At 68.3% G+C, this 24376-nt stretch carries 19 protein-coding genes; 9 read left to right on the top strand and 10 right to left on the bottom strand.

What is annotated here, in order from left to right; translation table 11 throughout:
• Positions 1-28: 28 nt before the first annotated feature.
• The 7 genes from ACTJKH_RS06675 (at position 29) to ACTJKH_RS06705 (ending at position 8725) form a co-directional block, all read left to right on the top strand.
• A complete protein-coding gene (locus tag ACTJKH_RS06675; RefSeq protein WP_210097266.1) occupies positions 29-487 on the top strand; it encodes a GNAT family N-acetyltransferase in 459 nt (152 codons plus the stop codon).
• A 189-nt stretch (positions 488-676) separates the two neighbouring features.
• Positions 677-1711: a LacI family DNA-binding transcriptional regulator gene (locus ACTJKH_RS06680; RefSeq protein WP_440736265.1), complete on the top strand. Its 1035-nt coding sequence runs from the start codon at positions 677-679 to the stop codon at positions 1709-1711.
• A gap of 125 nt (positions 1712-1836) precedes the next feature.
• Complete coding sequence (locus ACTJKH_RS06685) at positions 1837-3144, top strand: ABC transporter substrate-binding protein (RefSeq protein WP_440736266.1); 1308 nt, start codon at positions 1837-1839, stop codon at positions 3142-3144.
• A 61-nt stretch (positions 3145-3205) separates the two neighbouring features.
• The gene (locus ACTJKH_RS06690; RefSeq protein WP_440736267.1) at positions 3206-4171 is read left to right on the top strand and encodes a carbohydrate ABC transporter permease; all 966 of its coding nucleotides are present in this window, start codon (positions 3206-3208) and stop codon (positions 4169-4171) included.
• Positions 4171-5058, top strand: coding sequence for a carbohydrate ABC transporter permease (locus tag ACTJKH_RS06695; protein WP_210097262.1), 888 nt, complete (start codon positions 4171-4173; stop codon positions 5056-5058). Before ACTJKH_RS06690 ends, ACTJKH_RS06695 begins: the two co-directional genes overlap by 1 nt.
• Positions 5058-7292 (top strand): alpha-xylosidase, encoded by a 2235-nt coding sequence (yicI, locus tag ACTJKH_RS06700; RefSeq protein ID WP_440736268.1) that lies wholly within the window; start codon positions 5058-5060, stop codon positions 7290-7292. The genes ACTJKH_RS06695 and yicI overlap by 1 nt, the downstream gene beginning before the upstream one ends.
• A complete protein-coding gene (locus tag ACTJKH_RS06705) occupies positions 7289-8725 on the top strand; it encodes a GH1 family beta-glucosidase (RefSeq protein WP_440736269.1) in 1437 nt (478 codons plus the stop codon). Before yicI ends, ACTJKH_RS06705 begins: the two co-directional genes overlap by 4 nt.
• A gap of 50 nt (positions 8726-8775) precedes the next feature.
• On the opposite strand, the gene ACTJKH_RS06710 is transcribed toward ACTJKH_RS06705, so the two are convergent.
• From ACTJKH_RS06710 to ACTJKH_RS06745, 8 genes are all read right to left on the bottom strand, one after another.
• Positions 8776-9579: a hypothetical protein gene (locus ACTJKH_RS06710; protein ID WP_440736270.1), complete on the bottom strand. Its 804-nt coding sequence runs from the start codon at positions 9577-9579 to the stop codon at positions 8776-8778.
• Positions 9580-9701: 122 nt separating this feature from the next.
• Complete coding sequence (locus ACTJKH_RS06715; protein ID WP_440736271.1) at positions 9702-11516, bottom strand: ABC transporter ATP-binding protein; 1815 nt, start codon at positions 11514-11516, stop codon at positions 9702-9704.
• Positions 11513-13453, bottom strand: coding sequence for an ABC transporter ATP-binding protein (locus ACTJKH_RS06720; protein ID WP_440736272.1), 1941 nt, complete (start codon positions 13451-13453; stop codon positions 11513-11515). Before ACTJKH_RS06720 ends, ACTJKH_RS06715 begins: the two co-directional genes overlap by 4 nt.
• 270 nt (positions 13454-13723) lie before the next feature.
• On the bottom strand, positions 13724-14221 hold the full coding sequence (locus tag ACTJKH_RS06725) for a methylated-DNA--[protein]-cysteine S-methyltransferase (protein ID WP_440736273.1): 498 nt from the start codon (positions 14219-14221) through the stop codon (positions 13724-13726).
• Complete coding sequence (locus ACTJKH_RS06730) at positions 14218-15729, bottom strand: DNA-3-methyladenine glycosylase 2 family protein (RefSeq protein ID WP_440736274.1); 1512 nt, start codon at positions 15727-15729, stop codon at positions 14218-14220. Before ACTJKH_RS06730 ends, ACTJKH_RS06725 begins: the two co-directional genes overlap by 4 nt.
• A 164-nt stretch (positions 15730-15893) precedes the next feature.
• On the bottom strand, positions 15894-17501 hold the full coding sequence (gene purH, locus ACTJKH_RS06735) for a bifunctional phosphoribosylaminoimidazolecarboxamide formyltransferase/IMP cyclohydrolase (protein WP_440736275.1): 1608 nt from the start codon (positions 17499-17501) through the stop codon (positions 15894-15896).
• Positions 17502-17541: 40 nt separating this feature from the next.
• On the bottom strand, positions 17542-18129 hold the full coding sequence (gene purN, locus ACTJKH_RS06740) for a phosphoribosylglycinamide formyltransferase (RefSeq protein ID WP_440736276.1): 588 nt from the start codon (positions 18127-18129) through the stop codon (positions 17542-17544).
• Between the two features lie 43 nt (positions 18130-18172).
• Positions 18173-19567 (bottom strand): cell division protein PerM, encoded by a 1395-nt coding sequence (locus ACTJKH_RS06745; RefSeq protein WP_440736277.1) that lies wholly within the window; start codon positions 19565-19567, stop codon positions 18173-18175.
• 91 nt (positions 19568-19658) lie between these two features.
• Between ACTJKH_RS06745 and ACTJKH_RS06750 the strand changes: the two genes are divergently transcribed.
• Both ACTJKH_RS06750 and ACTJKH_RS06755 read left to right on the top strand, forming a co-directional pair.
• Positions 19659-21077: an NCS2 family permease gene (locus tag ACTJKH_RS06750; protein ID WP_210097251.1), complete on the top strand. Its 1419-nt coding sequence runs from the start codon at positions 19659-19661 to the stop codon at positions 21075-21077.
• A 122-nt stretch (positions 21078-21199) separates the two neighbouring features.
• Entirely contained in the window at positions 21200-22129 is a 930-nt protein-coding gene (locus ACTJKH_RS06755) for a homocysteine S-methyltransferase family protein (RefSeq protein WP_440736278.1), read from the top strand.
• 48 nt (positions 22130-22177) lie between these two features.
• Here ACTJKH_RS06755 and sucD read toward each other — a convergent pair whose 3' ends face one another.
• Positions 22178-23080 carry a succinate--CoA ligase subunit alpha gene (gene sucD, locus ACTJKH_RS06760; RefSeq protein WP_056309120.1) on the bottom strand — a complete coding sequence of 301 codons (903 nt, stop codon included), beginning with the start codon at positions 23078-23080 and terminating at the stop codon, positions 22178-22180.
• A gap of 27 nt (positions 23081-23107) precedes the next feature.
• Positions 23108-24274: an ADP-forming succinate--CoA ligase subunit beta gene (sucC, locus tag ACTJKH_RS06765; RefSeq protein ID WP_056309122.1), complete on the bottom strand. Its 1167-nt coding sequence runs from the start codon at positions 24272-24274 to the stop codon at positions 23108-23110.
• Between the last annotated feature and the right edge of the window lie 102 nt (positions 24275-24376).

Genomic DNA, 24376 nt, shown 5'->3' on the forward strand with positions numbered 1-24376 from the left:
TGACCACCGGAGGGGTTAGCCTGTGACTATGTCCGAACTGCGCATGGTCGAACTCTCCGCTGCGACGATCGTCGCCGTGAACAACCTGTCGCTCAAGCCCGGACAGGAGCAGTTCCTCGCTCCGGTGTCCTACGGGATCGCCGCGACCGTCATCAATCCGCAGACCTCCTGGCAGCGGGTCGTCCTCGACGAGGATCACGTCGTCGGGTTCGTCAGCGCCAACTTCGATGCGGAGGCTCCTGAGGAGCACTTCCGGTCGGTGCTGTGGCGCATCAACGTCGACGCCGAGGGCCAGGGCAAGGGTGTCGGCCGCTTCGCGGTCGAGAGCCTGCTCGAAGAGGCGCGCGCCCGCGGCTTCGACCACGTCAACGTCATCTACGAGGCCGGAGAAGACGGCCCGGAGGCGTTCTTCCTCCGCGTCGGCTTCACTCCGGTCGGCGAGACCGAGTACTCCGAAGTCATCGCCCAGATCCGCATCACTTCCTAGACCGGCGGCGGGGTCCCGAATCCCCTCCCCCATCGAGGCCCCGTCGCCCTGACCGGTCGGTCATGGGAACGCTCCCGCGCCCGGAAGACGCATTTGTTGCGATCAACCACAAAAAGGTTGCGTTCACGGGTCGAGCCTGTCTATCATCGCTTCAGAGGCGCGGAGCGAAGCGCTTCGACGATGCACCCGATGAGCGACGATGGAGTCCTGATGACGACGATCCACCAGGTGGCCGAGGCTGCCGGAGTGTCGATCAGCACCGTCTCCTATGCGCTGAGCGGCAAACGTCCGGTGTCCGAGAAGACGCGTCGCCGCATCGAGGACGCCGTGAAGACGCTGGGCTACGAACCCGACGCGGGAGCCCGGATGCTCGCGGGCCGCCGCACGAACATCTTCGGACTGACCGAGCCCCTGCGCGCCGACACCCACGCGCCGACGCACATGGCGTTCGTGCTCGCGACAGCGGTGGCCGCTCGCCGCCGCGGGTACGACATCCTCCTCCTCACCGACGAGCAGGCCTCCGAGGGCATGAACCGCGTCGCCGCGAGCAACCTGGTCGACGCCATCCTCGTGCTCGACGTCGCCCCCGACGACGAGCGGGCCGACATCGCGCGCTCGGTGCACTCCCCCACGGTCTTCATCGGGATCCCCGACGATGCGCACGGCCTCACGTGCGTCGATCTCGACTTCGAAGCCGCAGGGCACATCGCCGTGGATCGACTCGCGGATGCCGGTCACACCGCCGTGACGCTGCTCGGACAGACCGAGGTCTCGTACCGCAAATCGAACTTCCCCCGCCGCCTCCTCCGCGGCGTGCAGGATCGGGCCGAGGCACGAGGCCTCACCCTCGAGTGGGCGACGACCGGAGTGACGACGACCGATGCATCCGCCGTGCGCTCAGCCGCGGAGCGCGCACTGGACCGCGGCGATCGCGCATTCATCGTGCATGCCGTCGGCGACGTGCACGAGGCGCTTCTCGAGACCCTCGCCGCCCGCGGACTGATCGTCGGCTCCGATGTCTCGGTGATCTCGGCCGCTGCCTCTTTCGACACCGCCGCGCTGCCCGTGCCGATCGACACCATCCCCCTCGTGCCGCAGCAGTCGTGCGAGCTCGCCGTCGATCTCGCCGTGCGACATCTCGATGAGCCGGGCATGCCCGCTCGCATCCACCTCATACCTCCCGAGTACCACTCCGCCGGCTCCGTCACCCCTGCTCGGGAGTGACCATGGGCGGACACCGCTTCCGCATGGTCGGAGTCGAAACGCTTCGACGATGACCGACCCACAACTGAACAGACCGACCCACCGATGTGTCCGGCCTCAGGGCCACCGAGAAAGGAGTGCCGACGATGGCACGCAACATCCGCAGGACGAAGACGTTGGCGGCTCTGGCCGCCCTCACCGTGACGGGCATCGCACTGAGCGGCTGCACCGCCGGCTCGGCCGACGAGGGCGAAGACGGGCAGACGCTCAAACTCTGGCACTACGAGGGCGCCGACAGCGCGATGGGCAAAGCCTGGGCCGAGGCGATCTCCATCTTCGAGGAGGAGACGGGCGCGAAGGTCGAGTTCGAGGAGAAGTCCTTCGAGCAGATCCAGAAGACCGCCAGCCAGGTGCTCGACACCGATGCCGCACCCGACCTCATGGAGTTCAACAAGGGCAACGCGACCGCCGGCTTCCTGGCATCGACCGGGCTGATCTCCGACATCTCCGACGCCGTCGACGAGTACGGCTGGGACGAGAAGCTCGCGCCGTCGCTGCAGACGACCGCGAAGTACTCCGAAGACGGCGTCATGGGCGGCGACACCTGGTTCGGCGTTCCGAACTACGGCGAGTTCGTCGGCGTCTACTACAACGAGGATGCCTTCGCCGCGGCGGGGCTCGAGATCCCCACGACGTACGACGAGTTCGTCGACGTCCTCGACGCGTTCGTGGCGAAGGGCATCACACCTCTCGCCGAGGCCGGCGCCGAGTATCCCCTCGGCCAGCTCTGGTACCAGCTCGCGCTGCTCGAGGGCGACCGCAGCTTCGTCGACTCCTACCAGCTCTACGACGGAGAGGTCGACTGGCAGGGTGCCGAAGTCACTTCGGCGACCGAAACCCTCCAGGAGTACGTCGACAAGGGCTACATCGCCTCGGACGTCTCGTCGGTGAAGGCCGAGGACGCGGGCGTCTCGTTCATCAACGGCACCTCGCCGATCTTCGTGTCGGGCTCATGGTGGTTCGGTCGCTTCGTCTCCGAGGCCACGGGCTTCGACTGGACGATGACCGCCTTCCCCGGAGCAGACCTCTCTCTCGGCTCGTCGGGCAACCTGTGGGTCGTGCCCGAGAACGCCGCGAACAAGGAACTCGCCTACGAGTTCATCGACATCACGATGCGCCCCGAGATCCAGGCGATCATCGGCAACAACGGCGGCCTGCCCGTCGCCGCGGAGACTGCGGACATCACCGATGAGAAGAGCGCGGCCCTGATCGAGACGTTCAACGGCGTCCTCGAGGCCGACGGTCTCGCGTTCTACCCGGACTGGCCCGCGCCCGGCTTCTACGACGTGATCGTGCAGGAGCTGCAGGGTCTCATCACCGGTTCGCAGGATGCCGAGACCACCAACAAGAACCTCGGCGAACAGTACGACGAGGGCACCTCGGAATTCCGTTGATCCACTCGCGGGGGCGGCAGCCGAACAGCGCCGCCCCCGCCGCATCCTCCTGGAGGTGAACATGTCACTCGCCACACGCCGCGAGAGCCGCACCGCGCTGCCGCCCGAAGAGCCGTCGATCCCGCAGCGCAGCGGCGGGACCGGGGCGTACTGGATGTACCTGCTGCCGGGCTTCGTGCTGCTGCTCGTCGTCGTCATCGTCCCGCTCATCTGGAACGTGTACCTGACCTTCACGAAGTGGAAGGGTGTGCGTACACCGGAGTTCATCGGACTCGAGAACTGGCAGAAGATCCTCACCGACAGCGACTTCTGGACCTCGTTCACGAACTCCGTGTGGATGATCATCGCCATGGTCGTCGTCCCGACGATCGTGGGACTGATCGTCGCCGCACTCCTCTTCGACGTCGTCGGTCGCAAGTTCGGCGGCAGGGTCGGCAGCTTCCTGCGCGCCACGTACTACCTCCCGCAGATCCTCCCGATCGCGGTCGCCGGCATCGTGATCGGCTGGATCGTCCGACCGGGCGGCGACGGCGCGCTCAACCAGATCCTCGCGTGGTTCGGCATCCCCGCGTATGACTGGCTCGGCCAGATGCCGTCGGCGCTGATCGTGCTGATGGTCGTCATGGTGTGGGTGCAGCTCGGCTACCCCGTGGTCGTCTTCATGGCGGCGCTGCAACGGGTCGACCCCGAGCTGTACGAGGCCGCGGAGCTCGACGGCGCCAACTGGTTCCAGCGGTTCACCGCGATCACCATGAGCATCATCCGCCCAGAGATCTTCGTCGTCACCCTGACCTGCACGATCGCCGCTCTGAAGGTGTTCGGCCCGGTCTACATCATCACGCGCGGTGGCCCTGCGGGCGCGACTCTCGTGCCCGCCTACTACGCGTACCAGGAGTTCTTCACGAAGCGGAACGTGGGCTATGGAGCGACGATCGCGACGGTCCTCACGATCGTCGTGGTGATCGTGTCGATCATCTTCATCCGCGTGCAGAACTCGCTCGAGCGCAAGGAAAGGGCGGGTCTGTGATGCACGCCACCACTGCCATCGTCACCGGCAAGCCGCAGAAGACCCGCCCCCGCGGCGGCATGACCAAGAAGCGCCCGGTCGACTGGCTGATGCTGGCGCTCGTGGTGATCGGCGCGCTCCTCGTGATCGCCCCGTTCTACCTGGTGCTCGTGAACTCGTTCAAGTCGCCGGTGGACTATGCGACCTCGGGTCCGCTGGCCTTCCCCGAGACCCTCGACTTCGGCGGGATCATCAAGTTCTGGGAGCGGGTGAACTTCCCCGAGAAGGTGTGGAACTCGATCTTCATCGCCGGCATCGTCTCGGTGCTCGCGGTGGTCATCTCGATGCTGAACGCCTTCGCGATCGGCATCGGACGGGTGCGCGGGCGGAGTTGGATCGTGCTGCTGTTCCTGCTCGCGAACCTGCTGCCGCAGGAGGCTCTGCTCTACCCGCTGTACTACATGTTCAAGTCGGTCGGACTCTACGACAACGTGTGGTCAGTCATCATCGTGTTCACCGTCATCCAGGCGGCTTTCGGAACCTACCTTCTGTCGTCGGTGTACGGCACGTTCCCGAAGGAGATCCTCGAGGCGGCATCCCTCGACGGCGCGAGCCGCTGGCAGATCCTCTGGCGGGTCGTCTTCCCGATCAGCCGCCCGACGCTGTCGGTGCTGCTCATCTTCTTCTTCATCTGGACGTGGAACGAGTTCCTCATCCCCCTGACGTTCCTCGCCTCGAACGCCAACCAGACCGTCCCCGTGGCGATCAGCGTGCTGCAGGGCGATCGTCTGATGGATGTGACCACCACGAGCGCGTCTGCGCTTCTGGGCATCATCCCCACGCTCATCTTCTTCCTCATCTTCCAGCGCACACTCACGCGCGGCATCACGGCAGGAGCAGTCAAGTAATGAAGTTCACCGACGGGTTCTGGCAACTGCGTCCGGGCGTCACCGCGCTGTATGCGCAGGAGGCCTACGACATCGCAGAGACCAGCGACACCCCCGACGGGCCGGGAATCGTCATCACGGCGCCGACCATGGCCATCACCAAGCGCGGCGACACCCTGAACCGCCCGGTGCTCACGACGACGCTGTCGTCTCCTGCCGAGGGCATCATCCGAGTGCGGATCGCCCATCACGAGGGCGCGCGGTGGCACGGCGGCTTCGGGCTCCCCGGCACGGGTTCGGCGTCGGCGAGAGTCTCGATCTCGGAGTCCGGCGGCATCCTCGACGCCGGTGGCCTCGTGGCGCGCATCGCTCCCGGAGCACCCTGGGATCTCTCCTTCGAGGTCGACGGGCGCCGCGTCACGGGAAGCGGTCATAGGGCGCAGGGGTACATCCGGCTCGCTCCCGACGCCCAGGTGGATGCCGGCATCGTCGACAACGCTCGTCAGGGCGGCACCGCGCCGACCGCATCGACCTTCGTGCATGAGCAGCTCGAGCTCGGCGTCGGCGAGCTGATCTACGGTCTCGGCGAGCGCTTCGGACCGCTGGTGAAGAACGGTCAGTCGGTCGACATCTGGAACGCCGACGGCGGGACATCGAGCGAGCAGGCGTACAAGAGCATTCCGTTCCACCTGTCGAACCGCGGCTACGGCGTGCTGGTCAACGACCCCGGTCATGTGGCGTACGAGATCGGGTCGGAGTCCGTCGAGCGGCTGCAGTTCTCGGTCCCGGGCGAGGTGCTCGAGTACTTCGTCATCGCGGGCCCCACGCCGAAGGACGTGCTGGGTCGCTACACCGCGTTGACCGGGCGCCCGCCGGTGGTGCCCGCGTGGTCGTACGGGCTGTGGCTGTCGACGAGCTTCACGACCGACTACGACGAGAAGACCGTGACCTCGTTCATCGACGATATGGCCGCGCGGGAGCTGCCCGTCTCCGTCTTCCACTTCGACTGCTTCTGGATGCGCGAGTTCAACTGGTGCGACTTCGAGTGGGACCCCCGGGTGTTCCCCGATCCCGAGGGCATGCTCTCGCGACTGCACGGGAAGGACCTGCGGGTGTGCGTCTGGATCAACCCGTACATCGCGCAGCGCTCTCCCCTGTTCCGTGAGGCGGCCGAGCAGGGCTTCCTCGTGCGGCGGGCCGACGGCTCCGTCTGGCAGTGGGACCTGTGGCAGGCGGGCATGGGGCTCGTCGACTTCACCAACCCGGATGCCACCGCGTGGTACCAGGGGCATCTGCGGCGCCTGATCGACCAGGGTGTCGACTGCTTCAAGACCGACTTCGGCGAGCGCATCCCGACCGAGGTGGTGTGGGCGGACGGCTCGGATCCGGAGCGGATGCACAACCTCTACACCGACCTCTACAACCGGGCCGTGCACGACGTGCTCACCGAGGCTCGTGGAGCAGGCGACGCGGTGCTCTTCGCCCGCTCGGCCACGGCGGGCGGGCAGAGCATGCCGGTGCACTGGGGCGGCGACTCGACCTCGACCTACACCTCGATGGCCGAGACGCTGCGTGGCGGGCTCTCACTCGCTCTCACAGGATTCGCGTTCTGGAGTCACGACATCGGCGGGTTCGAGGGAACCCCGGATGCCGGGGTCTTCAAGCGCTGGACCGCGTTCGGACTGCTCGGCTCGCACTCGCGGTTCCACGGCTCGAGCTCGTACCGCGTGCCGTGGATGTTCGACGAGGAGGCCGTCGACGTCACGCGCCGGTTCACGCACCTCAAGATGCGGCTCATGCCGTACCTCTACCAGCAGGGCATCGACGCGTCGCGCACGGGTGTGCCTCTGATGCGGCCGATGCAGCTGGAGTTTCCCGACGACCCCGCGGTCGGATATCTGGACCGCCAGTACATGCTCGGCTCGAGCCTCCTCGTCGCGCCGGTCTTCTCCGAAGACGGGACCGTGGAGTTCTACCTGCCCGAAGGTGAATGGACATCGCTCCTCACGGGCGAGACCGTGGTCGGCGGCGGGTGGCGCCGGGAGGTGCACGGCTTCGACTCCCTGCCGCTGTATGTGCGCCCCGGCACCGTGCTCCCGTGGGGCGCACGCTCCGACAAGCCCGACTACGACTATCACGACGGTCTGGAGCTGCGGGTCTTCCCCGGTGGGACAGGCTCCGCGACGGTGACCGTGACCGGACCGGACGGCGCAGTGAAGGACTACGCGGCGAACCTGTCGGAGGTGACCGGATGAGCCTCCTCTCCTCCGCCGGCGACTACCGCGGCTCGGGCCTCGTCCTTCCTGAGGGCTTCGTCTTCGGCTCGGCGACCGCGTCGTACCAGATCGAGGGGGCAGCCTCAGAGGACGGCAGGACGCCGTCCATCTGGGATACGTTCAGCCGGACTCCGGGCAAGGTGTGGAACGGCGACACCGGCGATGTGGCGTGCGACCATTACCACCGCGTGGAGCAGGACCTCGATCTGATGAGCGATCTCGGTCTGGAGGCCTACCGCTTCTCCATCGCCTGGCCGCGGATCGTCCCGACCGCAGACGGAGGGGTGAATCAGGCCGGCATCGACTTCTACTCTCGATTGGTCGACGGGCTGCTCGACCGTGGCATCCGTCCGGTGGCGACGCTGTACCACTGGGATCTGCCGCAGTATCTCGAAGACGCGGGCGGGTGGACCTCCCGCGCCACCACCGACGCGTTCGAGCGGTACGCCGAGATCATGGGCGCAGCACTCGGCGACCGCGTGCAGACCTGGACCACTCTGAACGAACCGTGGTGCTCGGCGTACCTCGGCTACGGGCAGGGCGGTCACGCACCCGGGCGTCACGAACCGGCATCCGCCCTCGCGGCCGTCCATCACCTCAACCTCGCTCACGGACGCGCACTGCAGGCGCTGCGCGCCACGTCGACGGGCGATCCCGACTACTCGGTCACGCTCAACTTCCACGTGCTCCGCGGTCGGGGCGATGGAGCGGACGAGGCGATGAGGCGCATCGACGCTCTCGCGAATCGCGCCTTCACGCACCCGATGCTCCGCGGCGAGTATCCGGCGGACCTGCTCGACGACACCGCATCGGTCACCGACTGGTCGTTCGTGCGGGAGGGCGACCTCGCCACGGTGAACCAGCCGGTCGATGTGCTCGGCGTCAACTACTACTCCACCGCGACCGTGCGACTGTGGGACGGACTCTCGGAGAAGCAGCAGAACGACGGGCACAAAGGCGCGGCCGGCGGCACCGCCTGGCCGGGCAGCGACCAGCTGGTCGAGTTCGTCGAACAGCCCGGTCCGTACACGGCGATGGGGTGGAACATCGCACCGGAGGGCTTGGAGGAGCTGCTCGTCTCACTGTCGCAGCAGTTCCCGGAGCAGCCGCTGATGGTCACCGAGAACGGCGCGGCGTTCGACGACGAGGTCGCCGACGACGGCGCGGTCCACGACCCCGAGCGCACCGACTACCTGCGCCGGCACTTCACCGCAGCGCATCGTGCACTCGAACGCGGCGTCGACCTGCGCGGCTACTTCGTGTGGTCGCTGCTCGACAATTTCGAGTGGGGATACGGCTACGCCAAGCGATTCGGCATCGTGCGGGTCGACGTCGACACCCTCGAGCGCACCGTGAAGGACTCCGGGCACTGGTACCGCGCGCTCATCGCCTCGCGCACGATCGGGGCCTGACGCCCCGTCACGAGCAGAACTGACCGCCGTCTTCTCTTCGGAGACGGCGGTCAGTGCTTGTCGGGGCGCTTGCGCGCGTTCCAGGCGGCGAGGGCGGACGCCGCGGCGCCTGCGGCACGATCGATCGCGTCGGTGGAGCGGCTGATCATGTCCTGCGCCGCATCCTGCCAGGCCGACGACGGCTGCGGCGCCTCGCCCGCCTGGACCCTCGCCGAATGCTCGGCGGCCTCGAAGGCGCGCTCGAGGTCGGCGACGGCATCGCGGTAGGCGGCGTAGTCCGTGGCACTGACCCGGCCCGTGGCCGCCCTGCGAACCTCGACCGCGTGCCCGGCAGCGCGCAGATACTCGGCCGTCGCCGGCTGCTTGACGTCGGTCATCGCCGGGTACGCGATCTGGAGGCCGGCGTCGGTCTCGTACCGCATCCAGCGCACGACGATCGCGTCATGCTGCGCCTGCAGCCGTTCGAGGGGTCGAGGGGCGGATGCCGCGGGGATCGCCGCGCGCGCAGCGCTGAGCCGCACCTGCTTGGCGCGCACATCGGCGTTCGCGGCCTTGGCGTCGTTCTCCTTGGCGCGGAGCATTCTCTTGGCCCCGGCGACCTGTTCGGGTGTCGCGCGCCGTGCGCTGCGCTCGGCGGAGATCCGAGCGACATCAGCCCTGGCCAGCTTCACGGCCATCCGTCGTTCGACAGCCGTCTGCTGCGCGGTCTTCAGATCGTGCCGGGCGGCGTCGTACTCGAGTCGGCGGCCGCTCTTCGTGCTGCGGCGACGGAGTCCGACCGCGCCGGCGACGGCTCCCCCGGCGGCGACGGGCGCGATCCACCACAACTCGACGGCGAGCAGCAGCGGGTCCATACTCCGATGCTACCCAGGCCCGGGCGACACCGCTTCGGCATACCGGCAGGCGAACGACCGAGGCCACGACCGATGATCGGTCGTGGCCTCGGTATCAGGCGCCGGCTCGGGAGCCGGCCGGTTCACACCAGGGTCTGCTGCCACGCGGCGTGCAGCTGGGCGAACTTGCCCGTGCCGCTGATCAGCGTCTCGGGGGTGTCGTCCTCGATGATCGCGCCGTGCTCCATGACCAGCACGCGGTCGGCGATCGCGACCGTCGACAGACGGTGCGCGATGATGATCGCCGTGCGGTCCTTCAGCAGGGTCTGCAGAGCATCCTGGATCAGACGCTCCGAGGGGATGTCGAGCGATGCCGTGGCCTCGTCGAGGATCAGCACCGCCGGGTCGGCGAGGAAGGCGCGGGCGAAGGAGATCAGCTGACGCTGACCCGCCGACACGCGACCGCCGCGCTTGTTCACGTCGGTGCTGTAGCCGTCCGGCAGCGACGAGATGAACTCGTCGGCGCCCACCGCGCGTGCCGCTGCCCTGATCTCGTCGAGCGACGCATCCGGCTTGCCGAGTGCGATGTTGTCGGCGACCGTGCCGCTGAAGAGGTACGCCTCCTGCGTCACCATGACGATGGCGCGGCGGAGATCCTTCGGATGCAGGTTGCGCAGATCGACGCCGTCGAGCGTGACCTTTCCGATCGACGGGTCGTAGAAGCGCGAGATCAGCTTCGCCAGCGTCGACTTGCCCGCCCCGGTCGTGCCGACGAGAGCGATCGTCTGACCCGCGGGGATGTCGAGCGAGAAGTTCGGCAGGATCGTCTTCTCGCCGTTGTACCCGAACGTCACCTCGTCGAACTCGATGTGTCCGCGCGACTCCCACAGGTCCACGGGCTTCTCGGGGTCCGGAACCGTGGGCACCTCTTCGAGCACTCCCGACACCTTCTCCAGCGCCGCGGTCGCGGACTGGTAGGAGTTCAGGAACATCGCGATCTCCTGCATGGGGGCGAAGAAGTTGCGCACGTACAGGACCGCCGACAGCAGCACACCGACCGTGAGAGCGCCCTCGGAGACACGGATGCCGCCCCAGAGCACGACGATGCCGAGCACGAGTGCCGCGACGCCCATCAGGCCGGGCTCGAACGTGCCGAAGAGCAGCATCGAGCGACGGTTGACGTCGCGGTAGTCTCCGGCGACCTTCTGGAACGCGACGTCGTTGCGCGGCTCCTTGCGGAAGGCCTTCACGGCGCGGATGCCCGTCATCGTCTCGACGAACTGCACGATCACCTTGGCGCTGATCACACGGGATTCGCGGTAGACGAGCTGCGAGCGCGAGTAGAACCAGCGCATCAGGAAGAACAGCGGAATGCCGCCGATCGCCAGGATGAGACCCGACTGCCAGTCCCACACGCACAGGGCGATGAAGGTGAAGAGTCCGAACAGCACCCCGGAGACGAGCTCGTTGAGACCGCCGTCGAGGAGCTCCCTGATCGAGTCGAGGTCGCTCGTCTGCCGCGAGATGATGCGGCCCGACGTGTACGACTCGTGGAACTCCAGGCTCAGGCGCTGGGTGTGCAGGAAGATCCGCTTGCGCAGGTCCAGCAGCACGGCCTGCGTGAGCTTGGCCGCGATGATCACGTACCAGGCGATCATCGCCGCGGCCACGGCACCCGCGAGCAGGTAGATGCCGCCGATCATGAAGGTCGGCATCCAGTCGGCGCGCTCGAGCACGGCGGGGAGCGCACGGTCGAGGCCGATGCTGATCAGGATCGGCCCCGCCACCTGGAGGGCGGTCGAGATCACCAGCACGACCGCGGCGAGCGCGATCCTCGGCTTCAGCGGCTGGACGAGCGAGCCCAGCAGATGCAGCGACCGCCGACGGATCGCCCTGCTCTCCTCCTTGGTGTAGCGGGAGCGGTCTTCGTCCTGGGTTCCGGTGATGGCGGAGCTCATCGCTGCACCTCCTTCTCGGTGATGATGTCTTCGTCGGCGGACTCCTCGCGGATCCCGGCCTGGACTGCGGCGTCGATCTCGTCGATCTCGTCGTCTTCGTCGCGGATGATCGGGATCGCGCCGGTACGCGCGGCCTCTTCCGCCTCGAGGCTCGAGATGACGTGACGGTAGTGGCGACTCGTCTTGAGCAGCTCGGTGTGGGTGCCGACGGCAGTGACCCGGCCCGCTTCGAGCAGCGCCACGCGGTCGGCGAGCGCCACGGTCGACGGACGGTGGGCCACGATCATCGCCGTGGTGTCGGCGAGCACGTGACGCAGAGCCTCTTCGACGAGCGCCTCGGTGTCGACGTCGAGTGCCGAGAGCGGGTCGTCGAGGACCAGCACCTTGGGGTTGGCTGCGACGGCCCGGGCGAGCGCCAGACGCTGACGCTGACCGCCCGAGAGGCTGAGCCCCTCCTCACCGATGACCGTCTCGACACCCTCGGGAAGAGAGTCCACGAACGCCGCCTGGGCGACGTCCAGCGCCTCGCGCAGTACACGCTCGGCCTCGTCGCTGTGCACGTCGAGGTCGGCTCGTCCGAGGAGCACGTTCTCGCGCACGGTCGCCGAGAACAGCGTCGCGTCTTCGAAGGCCATGGCGATGTGCTGGCGCAGCTCGGCGAGCGGCAGGTCGCGCACGTCGACCCCGTCGAGCGTGACGCGGCCGCCGGTCACGTCGTACAGACGCGTCGGCAGCGTGGTCAGCGTGGTCTTGCCGCTGCCGGTGAGGCCGACGAGCGCCATGGTCTCGCCAGGGCGCAGCACCAGGTCGATGCCGTCGAGCAGGTCGCGCTCATGCGCTCCCGCATCCTGGTAGCGGAAGTGCGCGCCCTCGAATGCGAGCTCGCCCCGGGGCTCCGCGATGTGTACGGGGTTCTCGGGATCGGTGATCGAGTTGGTCTCCGAGTAGATGTCGAACACGCGGTCTGTCGCCGTGCGCGCGTCGAGCATGAACGAGAACAGGAAGCCGATCGACTCGATCGGCCACCGCAGCACGACGGCCATCGCGAAGAACGCGAACAGCTGCGCCTGATCGATCTCGCCCTGCGAGATCAGCCAGATGCCGGACATCAGGCTCAGGCCGAAGGCGATCTGCGGCATGAGGTCGAGCCAGAACCAGATCGACGCGATCGCGCCGGCCTTGCTCATCTCGGTCTCGCGCAGTGTCTCGGCCTGGCGGCTGAATCGGCTGAGCGCGTGCTTGCCGCGGCCGAAGGCCTTGAGCACGCGGATGCCGTGCACGCTCTCCTCGACGCTGGTGGCGAGGTCACCCGCCTGGTCCTGGCTGCGACGCGTGAGCGCGCCGTAGCGCTTCTCGAACAGGTATCCGCGGATCCACAGCGGGATCGCCGTGACGATGAAGATGACACCCAGCAGCCAGTGCCAGCGGAACAGCAGCACCGAGCCGATCACGATCGTGAGGATGTTGACCACGAGCAGCACGAGGCCGAACGCCAGCCACCGGCGGATGAGGCCGATGTCCTGCATCATGCGGCTCAGCAGCTGACCCGACTGCCAGCGGTCGTGGAACGACACCGGGAGGGTCTGCAGGCGTGAGTACAGCTCGGTGCGCATCTTGTACTCGACCTGCGTCGCGGGGTTGAGCACGAACTGACGGCGCAGCCAGACCATCAGGGCCTCACCGAGGGCGAGGCCGAAGACGGCGAGGGCACCCCAGGCGATGGCGCTGATCGCGCCGGTCTGCACGGGGCCGCGAATGATCTGCTCGAGGACGATCGGGATCATCAGGGCGATGATCGCGGCGACGAGGGCACTCGCGGCGCCGCCGGCGAGCCGCCAGATGACCGGCTTGACGAAGGGCTTCAGGCGCCACAGTGCGGCGGGAGTGGAGAGAGCGGAGGACGGTGAGGCGTTCTGCGATGAAGGCGAGGAAGACATGTCTCTCAGACGAGTTTCGTATGGGGAAGCGGTTGCTGAAGGGGACGGACGCGCGAAAGGACTCTCGGAGTCCTGCATCCGGTGCAGTCGTGCGTGCGGAAAAGGCTCTAGCGGAGCGGGCGCACCGGGGTCGAGCCGAGAGCGGCGATCTGCGCAGAGGCGATCGATGTCATGGTGTCCTCCTCAGGGGCTCGGCTGTGTCGTCCGGTCGGTGCGACAGCCCACCAGCCTATTCCTGTGAACCAGCTGACCGCAAGAGAGATTCCCGATTCAGCGAACTCCTGCCTCGCGCGCCAGGAGATTCGCCTTGACATCGAGACCCCAAGCGAAGCCGCCGAGGGTTCCGTCCGTGCGCAGCACGCGGTGGCAGGGCACGAACAGCGCCGGGGCGTTGCGCGCGCAGATCGATGCCGCGGCTCGGACCGCGCGGGGATTGCCGAGGCGTGCGGCGAATGACGTGTACGTCAGCGGCTCCCCCGGCTCGATCTCGCGAAGGGCCGACCACCCGGCCAGTTGCAGGAGCGTGCCGGTCTGCGCCACCGCGACCGTGTCGATCGCCGACAGATCGCCCTCGTAGAAGGCACGCACCGCGACGGCCGCCTCGGTCTCGCTCTCGCTGACGTCGGCCGGTCGCGCGGCCGCCGAGAGACGACCGACGACCGCCGCCTGGTCGCTGGTCCACCCGGACGCGAGCACCCGCTGCCGGTCGTCGGCGAGGATCGTGAAGGGGCCGTCGGGGGTGTCGAGGGTCTGGATGAGAGCGGTCATGACTTCTCCTTCGAAACGGCAGTCGCGACAGCGGTCGCGCTCGTGCTGGTGGATGCTCGCGTCGGTCGCGGCGGCGCCGCACGCCAGAGATGCGCGCTGAGGTAGCTGCGCCACGGCGCCGCACGCTCGGCCCAGGCCACCAGTGGTGCCGGATCGCCGGGAAGGCCCGAGGCCGCGGCGCCCGCACGCAGCGCGACGTCACCGGGGAGCAGGATGTCGGGGTCTCCGAGCACGCGCATCCGCACATAGTCGGCCGTCCAGGGACCGATGCCGGGCATGGCGAGGAGGGCTGCGCGCTGCTCGAGACCGTCGTCTCCGACGGTGAGCGGGAGCGAGCCGTCGGCGAGCGCGGACGCTGCTCCGACGATCGCGCGGATGCGGGCGCCGGGGCCTCGGAGCACCTCGGCGCCGTGCTCGGCGATCGCGGACATCGTGGGGAAGAGCAGACCGTGCTCGGTCCGCTCCCCCAGTGCGTCGGTGAGCGCCGAGAGCGCGGTGCGCGCGGCCACGACCGTGATCTGCTGGCCGATCATCGCGCGGATCAGCATCTCGTGCGGATCCGCTGCCCCCGGCACGCGGATGCCGGGCGTGCGGGCGACGAGTGGAGCGATCTCGGGGTGCGCGCTCAGCGCCTGATCGACGGCGAGGGGGTCGGCGTCGAGGTCGAAGATGCGCCGTGCGGTCGAGACGAGCGGGGCGAGGTCTCCGAGCTGTGTCACCCGTGCGCGCAGGTGGAGGCGCGCGGACGCGTCCTGACTCACCTCGAACCAGGCGGGGCCTCCCGTCATCCGCAGGTGCCGCGAGAACGACGTGTCGGTGACCTCTTCGACTCCGGTCACGGCGCGGGCAGCCATCCACTGGAAGATCCCGGATGCGTCGAACGGGCCGCGATACGGCAGGACGAGGTCGATCGATCCGGGGACGGCGGATGCCGGCATCCGCCGTCGGGCCCTGAGCTCACCCGGCGTCAGCCCGAACACCTCGCGGATCGTGTCGTTGCACTGCCGGATGCTCGCGAAGCCGGCCGAGAAGGCGACATCGGAGACGGGCATCTCGGTGCCGACGAGCAGCATCCGCGCGGTATGGGCACGGTGCGCCCTGGCCAGGGCGAGAGGGCCTGCTCCGAGCTCGGTCGACAGCAGCCGGGTGAGGTGGCGCGTGGAGTATCCGAGGCGCTGGGCGAGACCCGACACCCCCTCGCGCTCGACCACACCCGAGGCGATCAGCCGCATCGCCCGCGCGGCGACGTCGCTGCGAAGATCCCACGCCGGTGACCCGGGAGCCGCCTCGGGCAGGCACCGCTTGCACGCGCGATACCCCGCCTCGTGGGCCGCGGCGCTGGTCCGATAGAACGTCACGTTCTGGGGCTTGGGCGTGCGCGCGGGGCAGCTCGGACGGCAGTAGATGCCGGTGGAGCGCACAGCCGTCACGAACTGGCCGTCGAAGCGGGTGTCGCGCGCACTGATCGCGCGATACCGCTCGTCGAAGTCGGTCACGGGGAAGCTCATGCCTCCACTCTGGCACGCGTCTCCGACACCGACTGGCGGAAATCGGACATCACGGTGGAGCCGCAGGACCCGGTGCGCGGACTCTGATCGGACGACGAGACCCCCTCCCGCTGAACGCAGCAGAAGGGGGTCTCGTCGATGATCGGCTCGGGATCGAGCGCGGATCAGTGGAAGAAGTGACGCTCTCCGGTGAAGAACATCGTGACGCCGGCCTTGCGCGCAGCATCCACGACCTCTTCATCGCGCACCGATCCGCCGGGCTGCACGATCGCGGTGACGCCCGCATCGATGAGCACCTGGGCGCCGTCGGCGAAGGGGAAGAACGCGTCGGACGACGCGACGGATCCTGCGGCCCGGTCGCCGGCGCGCTCGACCGCGAGGCGGCACGAGTCGACACGATTGACCTGGCCCATGCCGACGCCGACCGTGGCGTTGTCCTTCGCGAGGACGATCGCGTTCGACTTCACGGCGCGGCAGGCCTTCCACGCGAAGATGAGGTTCTCCATCTCCTCGTCGCTCGGACGCTCACCCGAGACGAGCTCCCAGTTCTTCGCGACCGACACGATGTCGTCGGGGAACCGGTCGGCGTCCTGCAGCAGCAGGCCGCCCGAGACCAGGCGCACGTCCATGCGCTCCTGCTGCCAGTCCTCCGGGAGCTGCAGCAGACGCAGGTTCTTCTTCGCCTTGAAGACCTCGAGAGCGGCAGGCTCGAACGACGGCGCGACGATGACCTCGGTGAAGATGTCCTTGAGGTTCTCGGCCATCTTGAGCGTCACGGTGCCGTTCGCGGCGATCACTCCGCCGTACGCCGACACCGGGTCGCACTCGTGGGCGCGGATGTGCGCGCTCGCGATCGGGTCGAGGGCGTTGGGGGCGGTGGTCGCGATACCGCACGGATTCGCGTGCTTGATGATCGCCACCGCGGGCTTCACCATGTCGTAGGCGGCGCGCAGCGCGGCATCCGCATCGACGTAGTTGTTGTACGACATCTCCTTGCCCTGCAGCTGCGTGGCCTGGGCGATGCCGTGGCCGCCGACGCGCGTGTAGATCGCGCCGCGCTGGTGCGAGTTCTCGCCGTAGCGCAGCGTCGCGAGGCGCTCGGCCTGGATCGTGAGGTGAGTGGGCAGGTCTTCGCCGTCGCCCAGCGTGCCCTCGGCGAACCACGCGGCGACCGCCGTGTCGTAGGCGGCCGTGTGCGCGAAGGCGCGTGCGGCGAGCTCGCGGCGCTGCGTCAGGGTCGTGCCGCCGTTCTCGATCGCGGTGATGATGCCCTGGTACGACTGGGGCGAGACGACGATCGCGACGTTCGCGTGGTTCTTCGCCGCGGCACGCACCATGGCGGGGCCGCCGATGTCGATCTGCTCGACGACGTCGTCGCCCTCGGCACCCGAGGCGACCGTCTCGACGAACGGGTAGAGGTTCACGACGACGAGCTCGAACGGGTCGATGTCGAGGTCGACGAGCTGACGCTCATGGTCCTCGAGGCGGAGGTCGGCGAGCAGACCGCCATGGATCTTCGGGTGCAGCGTCTTGACGCGGCCGTCGAGCATCTCGGCGACACCGGTGACGGCGGCGACGTCGGTGACCTCGTATCCGGCCTCGCGGATCGTGGATGCGGTCGAGCCGGTCGAGACGATCTGCACACCCGCCTCGGAGAGGGCCTTGGCGAGCACGAGCAGATCGGTCTTGTCGCTGACCGAGACGAGTGCGCGTCGCACCGGAACGGTGTCGCGATCGCGGTACAGCGAGTGGTCGTGGCGGGGGCCGGCCATGATGGGCTCCTTCGTGCGAGGGTGGCGTGCGTGGATCGGGTCAGGGTGCGGACGACAGAGAGAGCTCGCCGGTCGCGATGCGGCGCACCACGTCGATGAGCAGTCGGCGTTCGACGGGCTTGATGCGCTCGTGCAGGCTGTGCTCTGTGTCTCCGTCGAGGACCTGCACGCGCTCCTGCGCCAGGATCGGCCCGGTGTCGACGCCGTCGTCGACGACGATCACACTGGCACCGGTCTCGGAGACACCCGCGGCGAGCGCATCACGCACGCCATGGGCTCCGGGGAACTCCGGCAGGTACGCGGGATGCGTGTTGATCAGGCGGGGCGCGAGATCCGCGACGAGTCCGGCGGGGAGCAGACGCATCAGGCCGCTGAGCACGACGAGGTCGGCATTCCAGACGGCGAGCTGACGTCCGAGCTCTTCACCCCATGCCTCGCGCGACTCGTGCTCATGCCACGGAACCGTGAAGCTCGGGATGCCGAACTCCTCGGCGTGAGCGAGGCCGTCGGCTTCGCGATCGGCACCGACGACCACCACCCGCGCAGGAAAATCGGGGTGACGAGCGGCCTCGAGGAGGGCGCGAAGGTTCGAGCCGGTGCCCGAGATGAGAACGGCGACCGTGAGCACGCGCCCAGTCTACCGGGGCCGCAGCGGCGCCCCGACCCGCATGTCAGCGGAGCGGATCGCCGGGGTCCCGCGTCGGGAGCCGGAAGCCGCCGTCGTCGCCGAGAGGGGCGGTGTCGAAGGCGGAGGGTGTCACCGGCCACGTCGTCGCGGCGGGCGCACGATCCGTCGAGTCGTCGACAGCGAAGTCCGATGCGGTCATCTCGGCGACCCATCGATCGGTGCGCTCTTCGGCGAGCTCGTCACGGTGCCGAGGCGACAGCAGCAGGATCGCCGCACCGAGCAGCACCTCGCCGCCCAGAGAGAGCGCGAACGGGAGCACAGCGGGTCCGGCCTCGGCGAGACGGCCGGGGCCCATCGATCCGCCGCCGAGCAGTGCCGCAAGGGCGGCGACCACGGCCGTCAGCAGGCCGATCCCCGCGGCGATCGCCGCACGAGGCCCCGTGCCGAGGGGCGTCCCCTCCCACACGAGGCGGGAGCGCACGGCCCAGCCGGCGAACGCGCCGGTTCCGATCGGCAGGATGATCACGATCAGCATCCAGATGGACGTGCTCTCGGGCAGCAGGCCGAGCACCGGGATACCCGGAACCACCCCGAGCTGCGTGCCGGCAGGTGAGACGGCGGTGCCGACACCGACGGCGAACCCGGGGCCGGCGAGCCAGGATGCCGCCCAGACGATGATCGTGGGCAGATAGGCGAGGTGTCCGAGCGTGATCACCCCGGCCCCGAGGGCGTCGACGCGCGCGGCCTGGAACAGGGCGACCACCTCGCCGCCTCGGAACAGGGTCATGACGGCCACGGCGAGAGCCGAGACGGCGGTCACTCCGACGACGGCGAACGCCGCCCCACGCACGGCGGCGCTCGGCACAGGACCCCAGTCGCCCCACGAGTCGACGACGTCGTGGACCCGATCGAGGAACCCGCCGTCGCCGTCCTCCCACGCGATGCGCACGGCACCGCAGACGGCGCCGACCAGGTAGACGACCGTCGGCAGGAGGATGGCCGGCACGAGGGCGGTCTGAGCCGCCGAGAGGTTCGACGTCAGCGCCACGCCGGTCGCGATCACGCCGAAGGCGAGCGCACCTGAGAGGGCTCCGAGCATCCATGCGCCCGCACGTGCCGCGCGTGCACCGGAGCGCGCCGCGAAGAGCAGGGTGAACAGCAGGAACGCGAGCGGAGTCACGGAGAGCGTGAAGGCGGCCGCGTCCGGGGCGATGCCCGCGGCTCGGAGCACCCCGGTCGAGATGTCGACGTCGACGGGCGCACCGTGGCCGAACTGCCACAGCGTCCCGGTGAGGGGCCAGAGGGCTCCCCAGTCCGCCGTCGCCCCGAAGGCGAGCGTCCACAGCAGCGTCAACGGGGCCAGGAGTACGACGAGGCCCACCGCCGCAGCGATGGCGGCGTCGAAGGCGGCGAGGAGCGCGACGAGGAGGCGTTGCATATCGAATCGAGACTACGACGAGAAGCCTGTGGACGCCTGGGGGCGCGCGCGGTGCGAGCGACACGATATCGTCTCCTGCGGAGGTTTCCCGATGACAACTGCCCCGTCCCCCACCACGTCCAAGGCCGAACCCACGAGTTCCTTGGACCGCTTCTTCGAGATCAGCAAGCGCGGATCCACGATCGGCACCGAGATCCGAGGGGGTCTGGTGACCTTCGTCACGATGGCCTACATCGTGATCCTCAACCCGATCATCCTGTCGACGCCCGACGTCGACGGCAACACCCTCGCCGGCACCGCCGTGGCCGCCGCCACCGCGCTGACCGCCGGTGTGATGACGATCCTGTTCGGTCTGATCACCCGCCTGCCGTTCGCGTTCGCCGCCGGTCTCGGCATCAACGCGTTCATCGCGTTCTCGGTGGTCGGCACGGTGACGTGGCCCGAGGCCATGGCCCTCGTGATGATCAACGGTGTGATCATCGTCCTCCTCGCGGCCACCGGGCTGCGGAAGATGATCTTCGACGCCGTGCCCGTGCAGCTCAAGCTCGCGATCACCGTCGGCATCGGCCTGTTCATCGCCTTCATCGGCTTCGTGAACGCCGGCTTCGTCACCGCCACCGGCAACGCCTCGCCGCCCGTCGACCTCGGCATCGGCGGCTCGGTCGCCTCGATCCCCACCCTGCTCTTCGTGATCACCCTGCTGCTCGGCGGAGTGCTCACCGCGCTGCGCGTGAAGGGCGCGATCCTCATCGCTCTCGTCGGCGGAACCGTGCTCGGCGCGATCGCCAACCTGATCTGGCCGTTCGGTCTCGACTTCGGCTTCACCGGCGCGATCGTCGGGCTTCCCGATCTCAGCCTCATCGGTCAGGTCGACTTCGGATTCGACCTGCAGAAGGTCAGCGTCGTCGCCCTCGTGATGTTCGTCTTCACCCTGCTGTTCTCGAACTTCTTCGACGCGATGGGCACCATGACGGGCCTGGCGAAGGAGGCCGACCTGGCCGATGAGAAGGGCGACTTCCCCCGCATCAAGTCGGCCCTGATCGTCGAGGGCATCGGCGCGATCGCCGGTGGTGGCACCTCGTCGTCGTCGGCGACCGTGTTCGTCGAGTCCGGCGCCGGCATCGGCGAGGGCGCGCGCACGGGCTTCGCGACCGTCATCACGGGTGCCATGTTCCTCGTCGCGATGTTCTTCACGCCGCTCACCTCGCTCGTCCCGGGTGCGGTCGCAGCCGCCGCTCTCGTGCTGGTCGGTGCGCTCATGCTCGCGCAGATCAAGAACATCGACCTGAGCGACTTCCGTGTGCTGCTGCCGGTGTTCCTCACCGCCACCGTCATGCCGATGACCTACTCGATCGCCAACGGCATCGGGGCGGGCTTCATCAGCTGGATCGTCGTGAACGCGTTCTCCGGACGCGCCAAGACCATCCACCCGCTGCTCTGGGCGGTCGGTGTCGGCTTCGTGATCTTCTTCGCCCGCGGGCCGATCGAAGCGCTGTTCGGCGTCGCCTGAGCGACGACCGAACATCAGAGGGGCGGATGCGTGCTGCATCCGCCCCTCTGTCGTGTGCGGGACCCGTGGCGCCGCCCCTCGCGCAGTGCTAGACCGGAAGCACCCGAGGAGAGCAGGCACCGATGTCCGCGTCCACTGTCGCTGGCCGATACGTCACCGATGGCGGCCTGGAGACCGATCTGATCTTCCACCACGGCATCGATCTTCCCGACTTCGCCGCTTTCGTGCTGGTCGATCAGGATGACGGCCGCAGACTTCTGCGGGAGTACTACCGCGGGTACGTCGAGATCGCCCGGGCACACGATGCTCCGCTGCGCCTCGAGACGCCCACCTGGCGAGCCAGCGCCGACTGGGGCGCTCGGCTCGGGTACGACGCCGATGCGCTGCGCCGGGTCAACGTCGAGGCGGTGAGGCTGCTGCAGCAGATCGCTGATGAGTCCGGTCTGCCTGCGGTGCGGATCGTGGGCCTGCTCGGTCCTCGGGGCGACGGCTACCGTTCGGGCGCGTGGGACCCCGCGACGGGGCCCGACGACGCCTACCGTTACCACCGCGCCCAGGTGCGGGCTCTCGCTGAGGCGGGAGTGGATGCGATCGCGGCGTACACGCTCAACGACGCGGCGGAGGCGCGCGGTGTCGTCCGCGCCGCGCGTGAAGCCGGCGTGGAGGTCGAGATCTCGTTCACGGTCGAGACCGACGGGCTGCTCGCGTCGGGTCGCACTCTCGCCGACACGATCGCTGAGGTCGATGCGACGGACGCCCCGGACGCCTACTTCCTCAACTGCGCCCATCCCGACCACTTCGATCGTGCGGTGGATGCCGAGACGGCTCGGCGGATCGTCGGCATCCGCCCCAACGCCTCCCGCCTCTCGCACGCAGAGCTCGACGAGTCCGAGACCCTCGACGACGGCGACCCGGTCGAACTGGCCGAGCGTGTGGCCGCGCTCCTCGAGCGGATGCCGTCGGTGCGGGTCATCGGAGGATGCTGCGGGACGGACTCACGGCACGTCGCGGCGATGTGGGAGCGACTCGGCGAGAACTCCGGCCGGGCATGAAAGAAGGCCCCGGAGTGGAGTCCAGGGCCTTCTCTTCGAGTATAGCGCTTAGAGCGACTCGACGATCTCACGCATCAGAGCCGCGGTCTCGGACGGCGTCTTGCCGACCTTGACGCCGGCGGCCTCGAGGGCCTCCTTCTTCGCCTGAGCGGTACCGGCGGAGCCGGAGACGATCGCACCGGCGTGACCCATGGTCTTGCCCTCGGGAGCCGTGAAGCCCGCGACGTAGCCGACGACCGGCTTGGTGACGTGCGCCTTGATGTAGTCGGCCGCGCGCTCCTCGGCGTCGCCGCCGATCTCACCGATCATCACGATCGCCTTGGTCTCGGGGTCGGCCTCGAACGCGGCGAGCGCGTCGATGTGCGTCGTACCGATGACGGGGTCGCCGCCGATGCCGATGGCGGTCGAGAAGCCCAGGTCGCGCAGCTCGAACATCATCTGGTACGTCAGGGTGCCCGACTTCGACACGAGGCCGATCGGGCCCTTGCCGGTGATGTTCGCCGGCGTGATGCCGACGAGCGCCTCACCGGGGGTGATGATGCCGGGGCAGTTCGGTCCGATGATGCGGGTCGTGTTGCCCTTGCTCTGCGCGTAGGCCCACGCCTCGGCCGAGTCGCCCACGGGGACACCCTCGGTGATGACGACGAGCAGCGGGATCTCGGCGTCGATGGCCTCGATCATCGCGTCCTTCGTGAACGCGCCCGGCACGAAGGCGATCGACACGTCTGCGCCGGTCTCCTTCATGGCCTCGGCGACCGAGGCGAAGACGGGGAGCTCGACGGCGTTGCCGTCCTTGTCGGTGTGCGAGACCGTGGTGCCGGCCTTGCGGGCGTTCACGCCACCGACGACCTGGGTGCCGGCCTTCAGCATGAGTGCCGTGTGCTTGGTGCCCTCGCCGCCGGTGATGCCCTGGACGATGACCTTGGAGTCCTTGTTGAGGTAGATCGACATTTCTCTAGTCCTTGTGTCTCTCTGCGATCAGGCGTTGGCGAGTTCGGCGGCCTTGTCAGCGCCCTCGTCCATGGTGCTGGCGAGCGTGACGAGCGGGTGCGCGTACTCGGCGAGGATCGCGCGACCCTCGTCGACGCGGTTGCCGTCGAGGCGCACGACGAGCGGCTTGGAGGCCGCGCTGCCGAGGGTCTCGAGAGCGCCCTTGATTCCGTTGGCGACGGCGTCGCACGCCGTGATGCCGCCGAAGACGTTGACGAACACGCTCTTGACCTGCGGGTCGCCGAGGATGACGTCGAGGCCTGCGGCCATGACCTCAGCCGAGGCGCCGCCGCCGATGTCGAGGAAGTTGGCGGGCTTGACACCGTTGTGGTTCTCGCCGGCGTACGCGACGACGTCGAGCGTCGACATGACGAGTCCTGCACCGTTGCCGATGATTCCGACCTCGCCGTCGAGCTTGACGTAGTTCAGGCCGCTCTTCTTGGCCTTGGCCTCGAGCGGGTCGGCTGCGTCCTTGTCTTCGAGGGCCTCGTGCTCCGGGTGACGGATCTCGGAGGCGTTGTCGTCGAGCGTGACCTTGCCGTCGAGGGCGATGATGTCGCCCTCTTCGGTGCGGACCAGCGGGTTGACCTCGACGAGAGTCGCGTCTTCGCCCTTGTAGACGTCGAAGAGCTTGACGAAGACGTCGGAGACCTTCTCGATCAGGTCTTCGGGGAAGTTGGCGGCGCGAGCGATCTCGACCGCCTTCTGCTTGTCGATGCCCGTCAGCGGGTTGACCTCGACGCGCGCGAGCGCCTCGGGACGCTCGACCGCGAGCTCTTCGATCTCCATGCCGCCCTCGACCGAGCAGAGGCTCAGGTACGAACGGTTGGCACGATCGAGCAGCACGGAGAAGTAGAACTCCTCGGCGATGCGCGCACCCTGCGCGACCATGACGCGCTTGACGATGTGGCCCTTGATGTCGAGACCGAGGATCGCCTTCGCGGCCTCGTACGCCTCTTCGGGGGTCTTCGCGACCTTGACGCCGCCGGCCTTGCCACGACCACCGGTCTTGACCTGGGCCTTGACGACGACGACGCCGCCGATCTTCTCAGCGGCTGCCTTCACCTCCTCAGGGGTGTCGGCGACGATGCCGGCGAGGACCGGCACTCCGTACTTCTCGAAAACGTCTCGTGCCTGGTACTCGTACAGATCCACTGTGGTTCCTTCACTGGGCTGCTGTCTGGTAATTCTCTCGATGTCGAGACATCGACCAGTCGCCCAGCCTACTACCTCGAACTGAAAGCTCCCGGCGGCCCC

Origin of the sequence: Microbacterium sp. 22215 (genome assembly GCF_052045655.1) — a bacterium.
In the GTDB taxonomy this organism is placed as follows: domain Bacteria; phylum Actinomycetota; class Actinomycetes; order Actinomycetales; family Microbacteriaceae; genus Microbacterium; species Microbacterium phyllosphaerae.

Coding starts and splice junctions, on each gene's coding strand:
- ACTJKH_RS06675 (WP_210097266.1), top strand. CDS start 29: ATGTCCGAACTGCGCATGGTCGAACTCTCCGCTGCGACGATCGTCGCC.
- ACTJKH_RS06680 (WP_440736265.1), top strand. CDS start 677: ATGAGCGACGATGGAGTCCTGATGACGACGATCCACCAGGTGGCCGAG.
- ACTJKH_RS06685 (WP_440736266.1), top strand. CDS start 1,837: ATGGCACGCAACATCCGCAGGACGAAGACGTTGGCGGCTCTGGCCGCC.
- ACTJKH_RS06690 (WP_440736267.1), top strand. CDS start 3,206: ATGTCACTCGCCACACGCCGCGAGAGCCGCACCGCGCTGCCGCCCGAA.
- ACTJKH_RS06695 (WP_210097262.1), top strand. CDS start 4,171: ATGCACGCCACCACTGCCATCGTCACCGGCAAGCCGCAGAAGACCCGC.
- yicI (WP_440736268.1), top strand. CDS start 5,058: ATGAAGTTCACCGACGGGTTCTGGCAACTGCGTCCGGGCGTCACCGCG.
- ACTJKH_RS06705 (WP_440736269.1), top strand. CDS start 7,289: ATGAGCCTCCTCTCCTCCGCCGGCGACTACCGCGGCTCGGGCCTCGTC.
- ACTJKH_RS06710 (WP_440736270.1), bottom strand. CDS start 9,579: ATGGACCCGCTGCTGCTCGCCGTCGAGTTGTGGTGGATCGCGCCCGTC.
- ACTJKH_RS06715 (WP_440736271.1), bottom strand. CDS start 11,516: ATGAGCTCCGCCATCACCGGAACCCAGGACGAAGACCGCTCCCGCTAC.
- ACTJKH_RS06720 (WP_440736272.1), bottom strand. CDS start 13,453: ATGTCTTCCTCGCCTTCATCGCAGAACGCCTCACCGTCCTCCGCTCTC.
- ACTJKH_RS06725 (WP_440736273.1), bottom strand. CDS start 14,221: ATGACCGCTCTCATCCAGACCCTCGACACCCCCGACGGCCCCTTCACG.
- ACTJKH_RS06730 (WP_440736274.1), bottom strand. CDS start 15,729: ATGAGCTTCCCCGTGACCGACTTCGACGAGCGGTATCGCGCGATCAGT.
- purH (WP_440736275.1), bottom strand. CDS start 17,501: ATGGCCGGCCCCCGCCACGACCACTCGCTGTACCGCGATCGCGACACC.
- ACTJKH_RS06745 (WP_440736277.1), bottom strand. CDS start 19,567: ATGCAACGCCTCCTCGTCGCGCTCCTCGCCGCCTTCGACGCCGCCATC.
- ACTJKH_RS06750 (WP_210097251.1), top strand. CDS start 19,659: ATGACAACTGCCCCGTCCCCCACCACGTCCAAGGCCGAACCCACGAGT.
- ACTJKH_RS06755 (WP_440736278.1), top strand. CDS start 21,200: ATGTCCGCGTCCACTGTCGCTGGCCGATACGTCACCGATGGCGGCCTG.
- sucD (WP_056309120.1), bottom strand. CDS start 23,080: ATGTCGATCTACCTCAACAAGGACTCCAAGGTCATCGTCCAGGGCATC.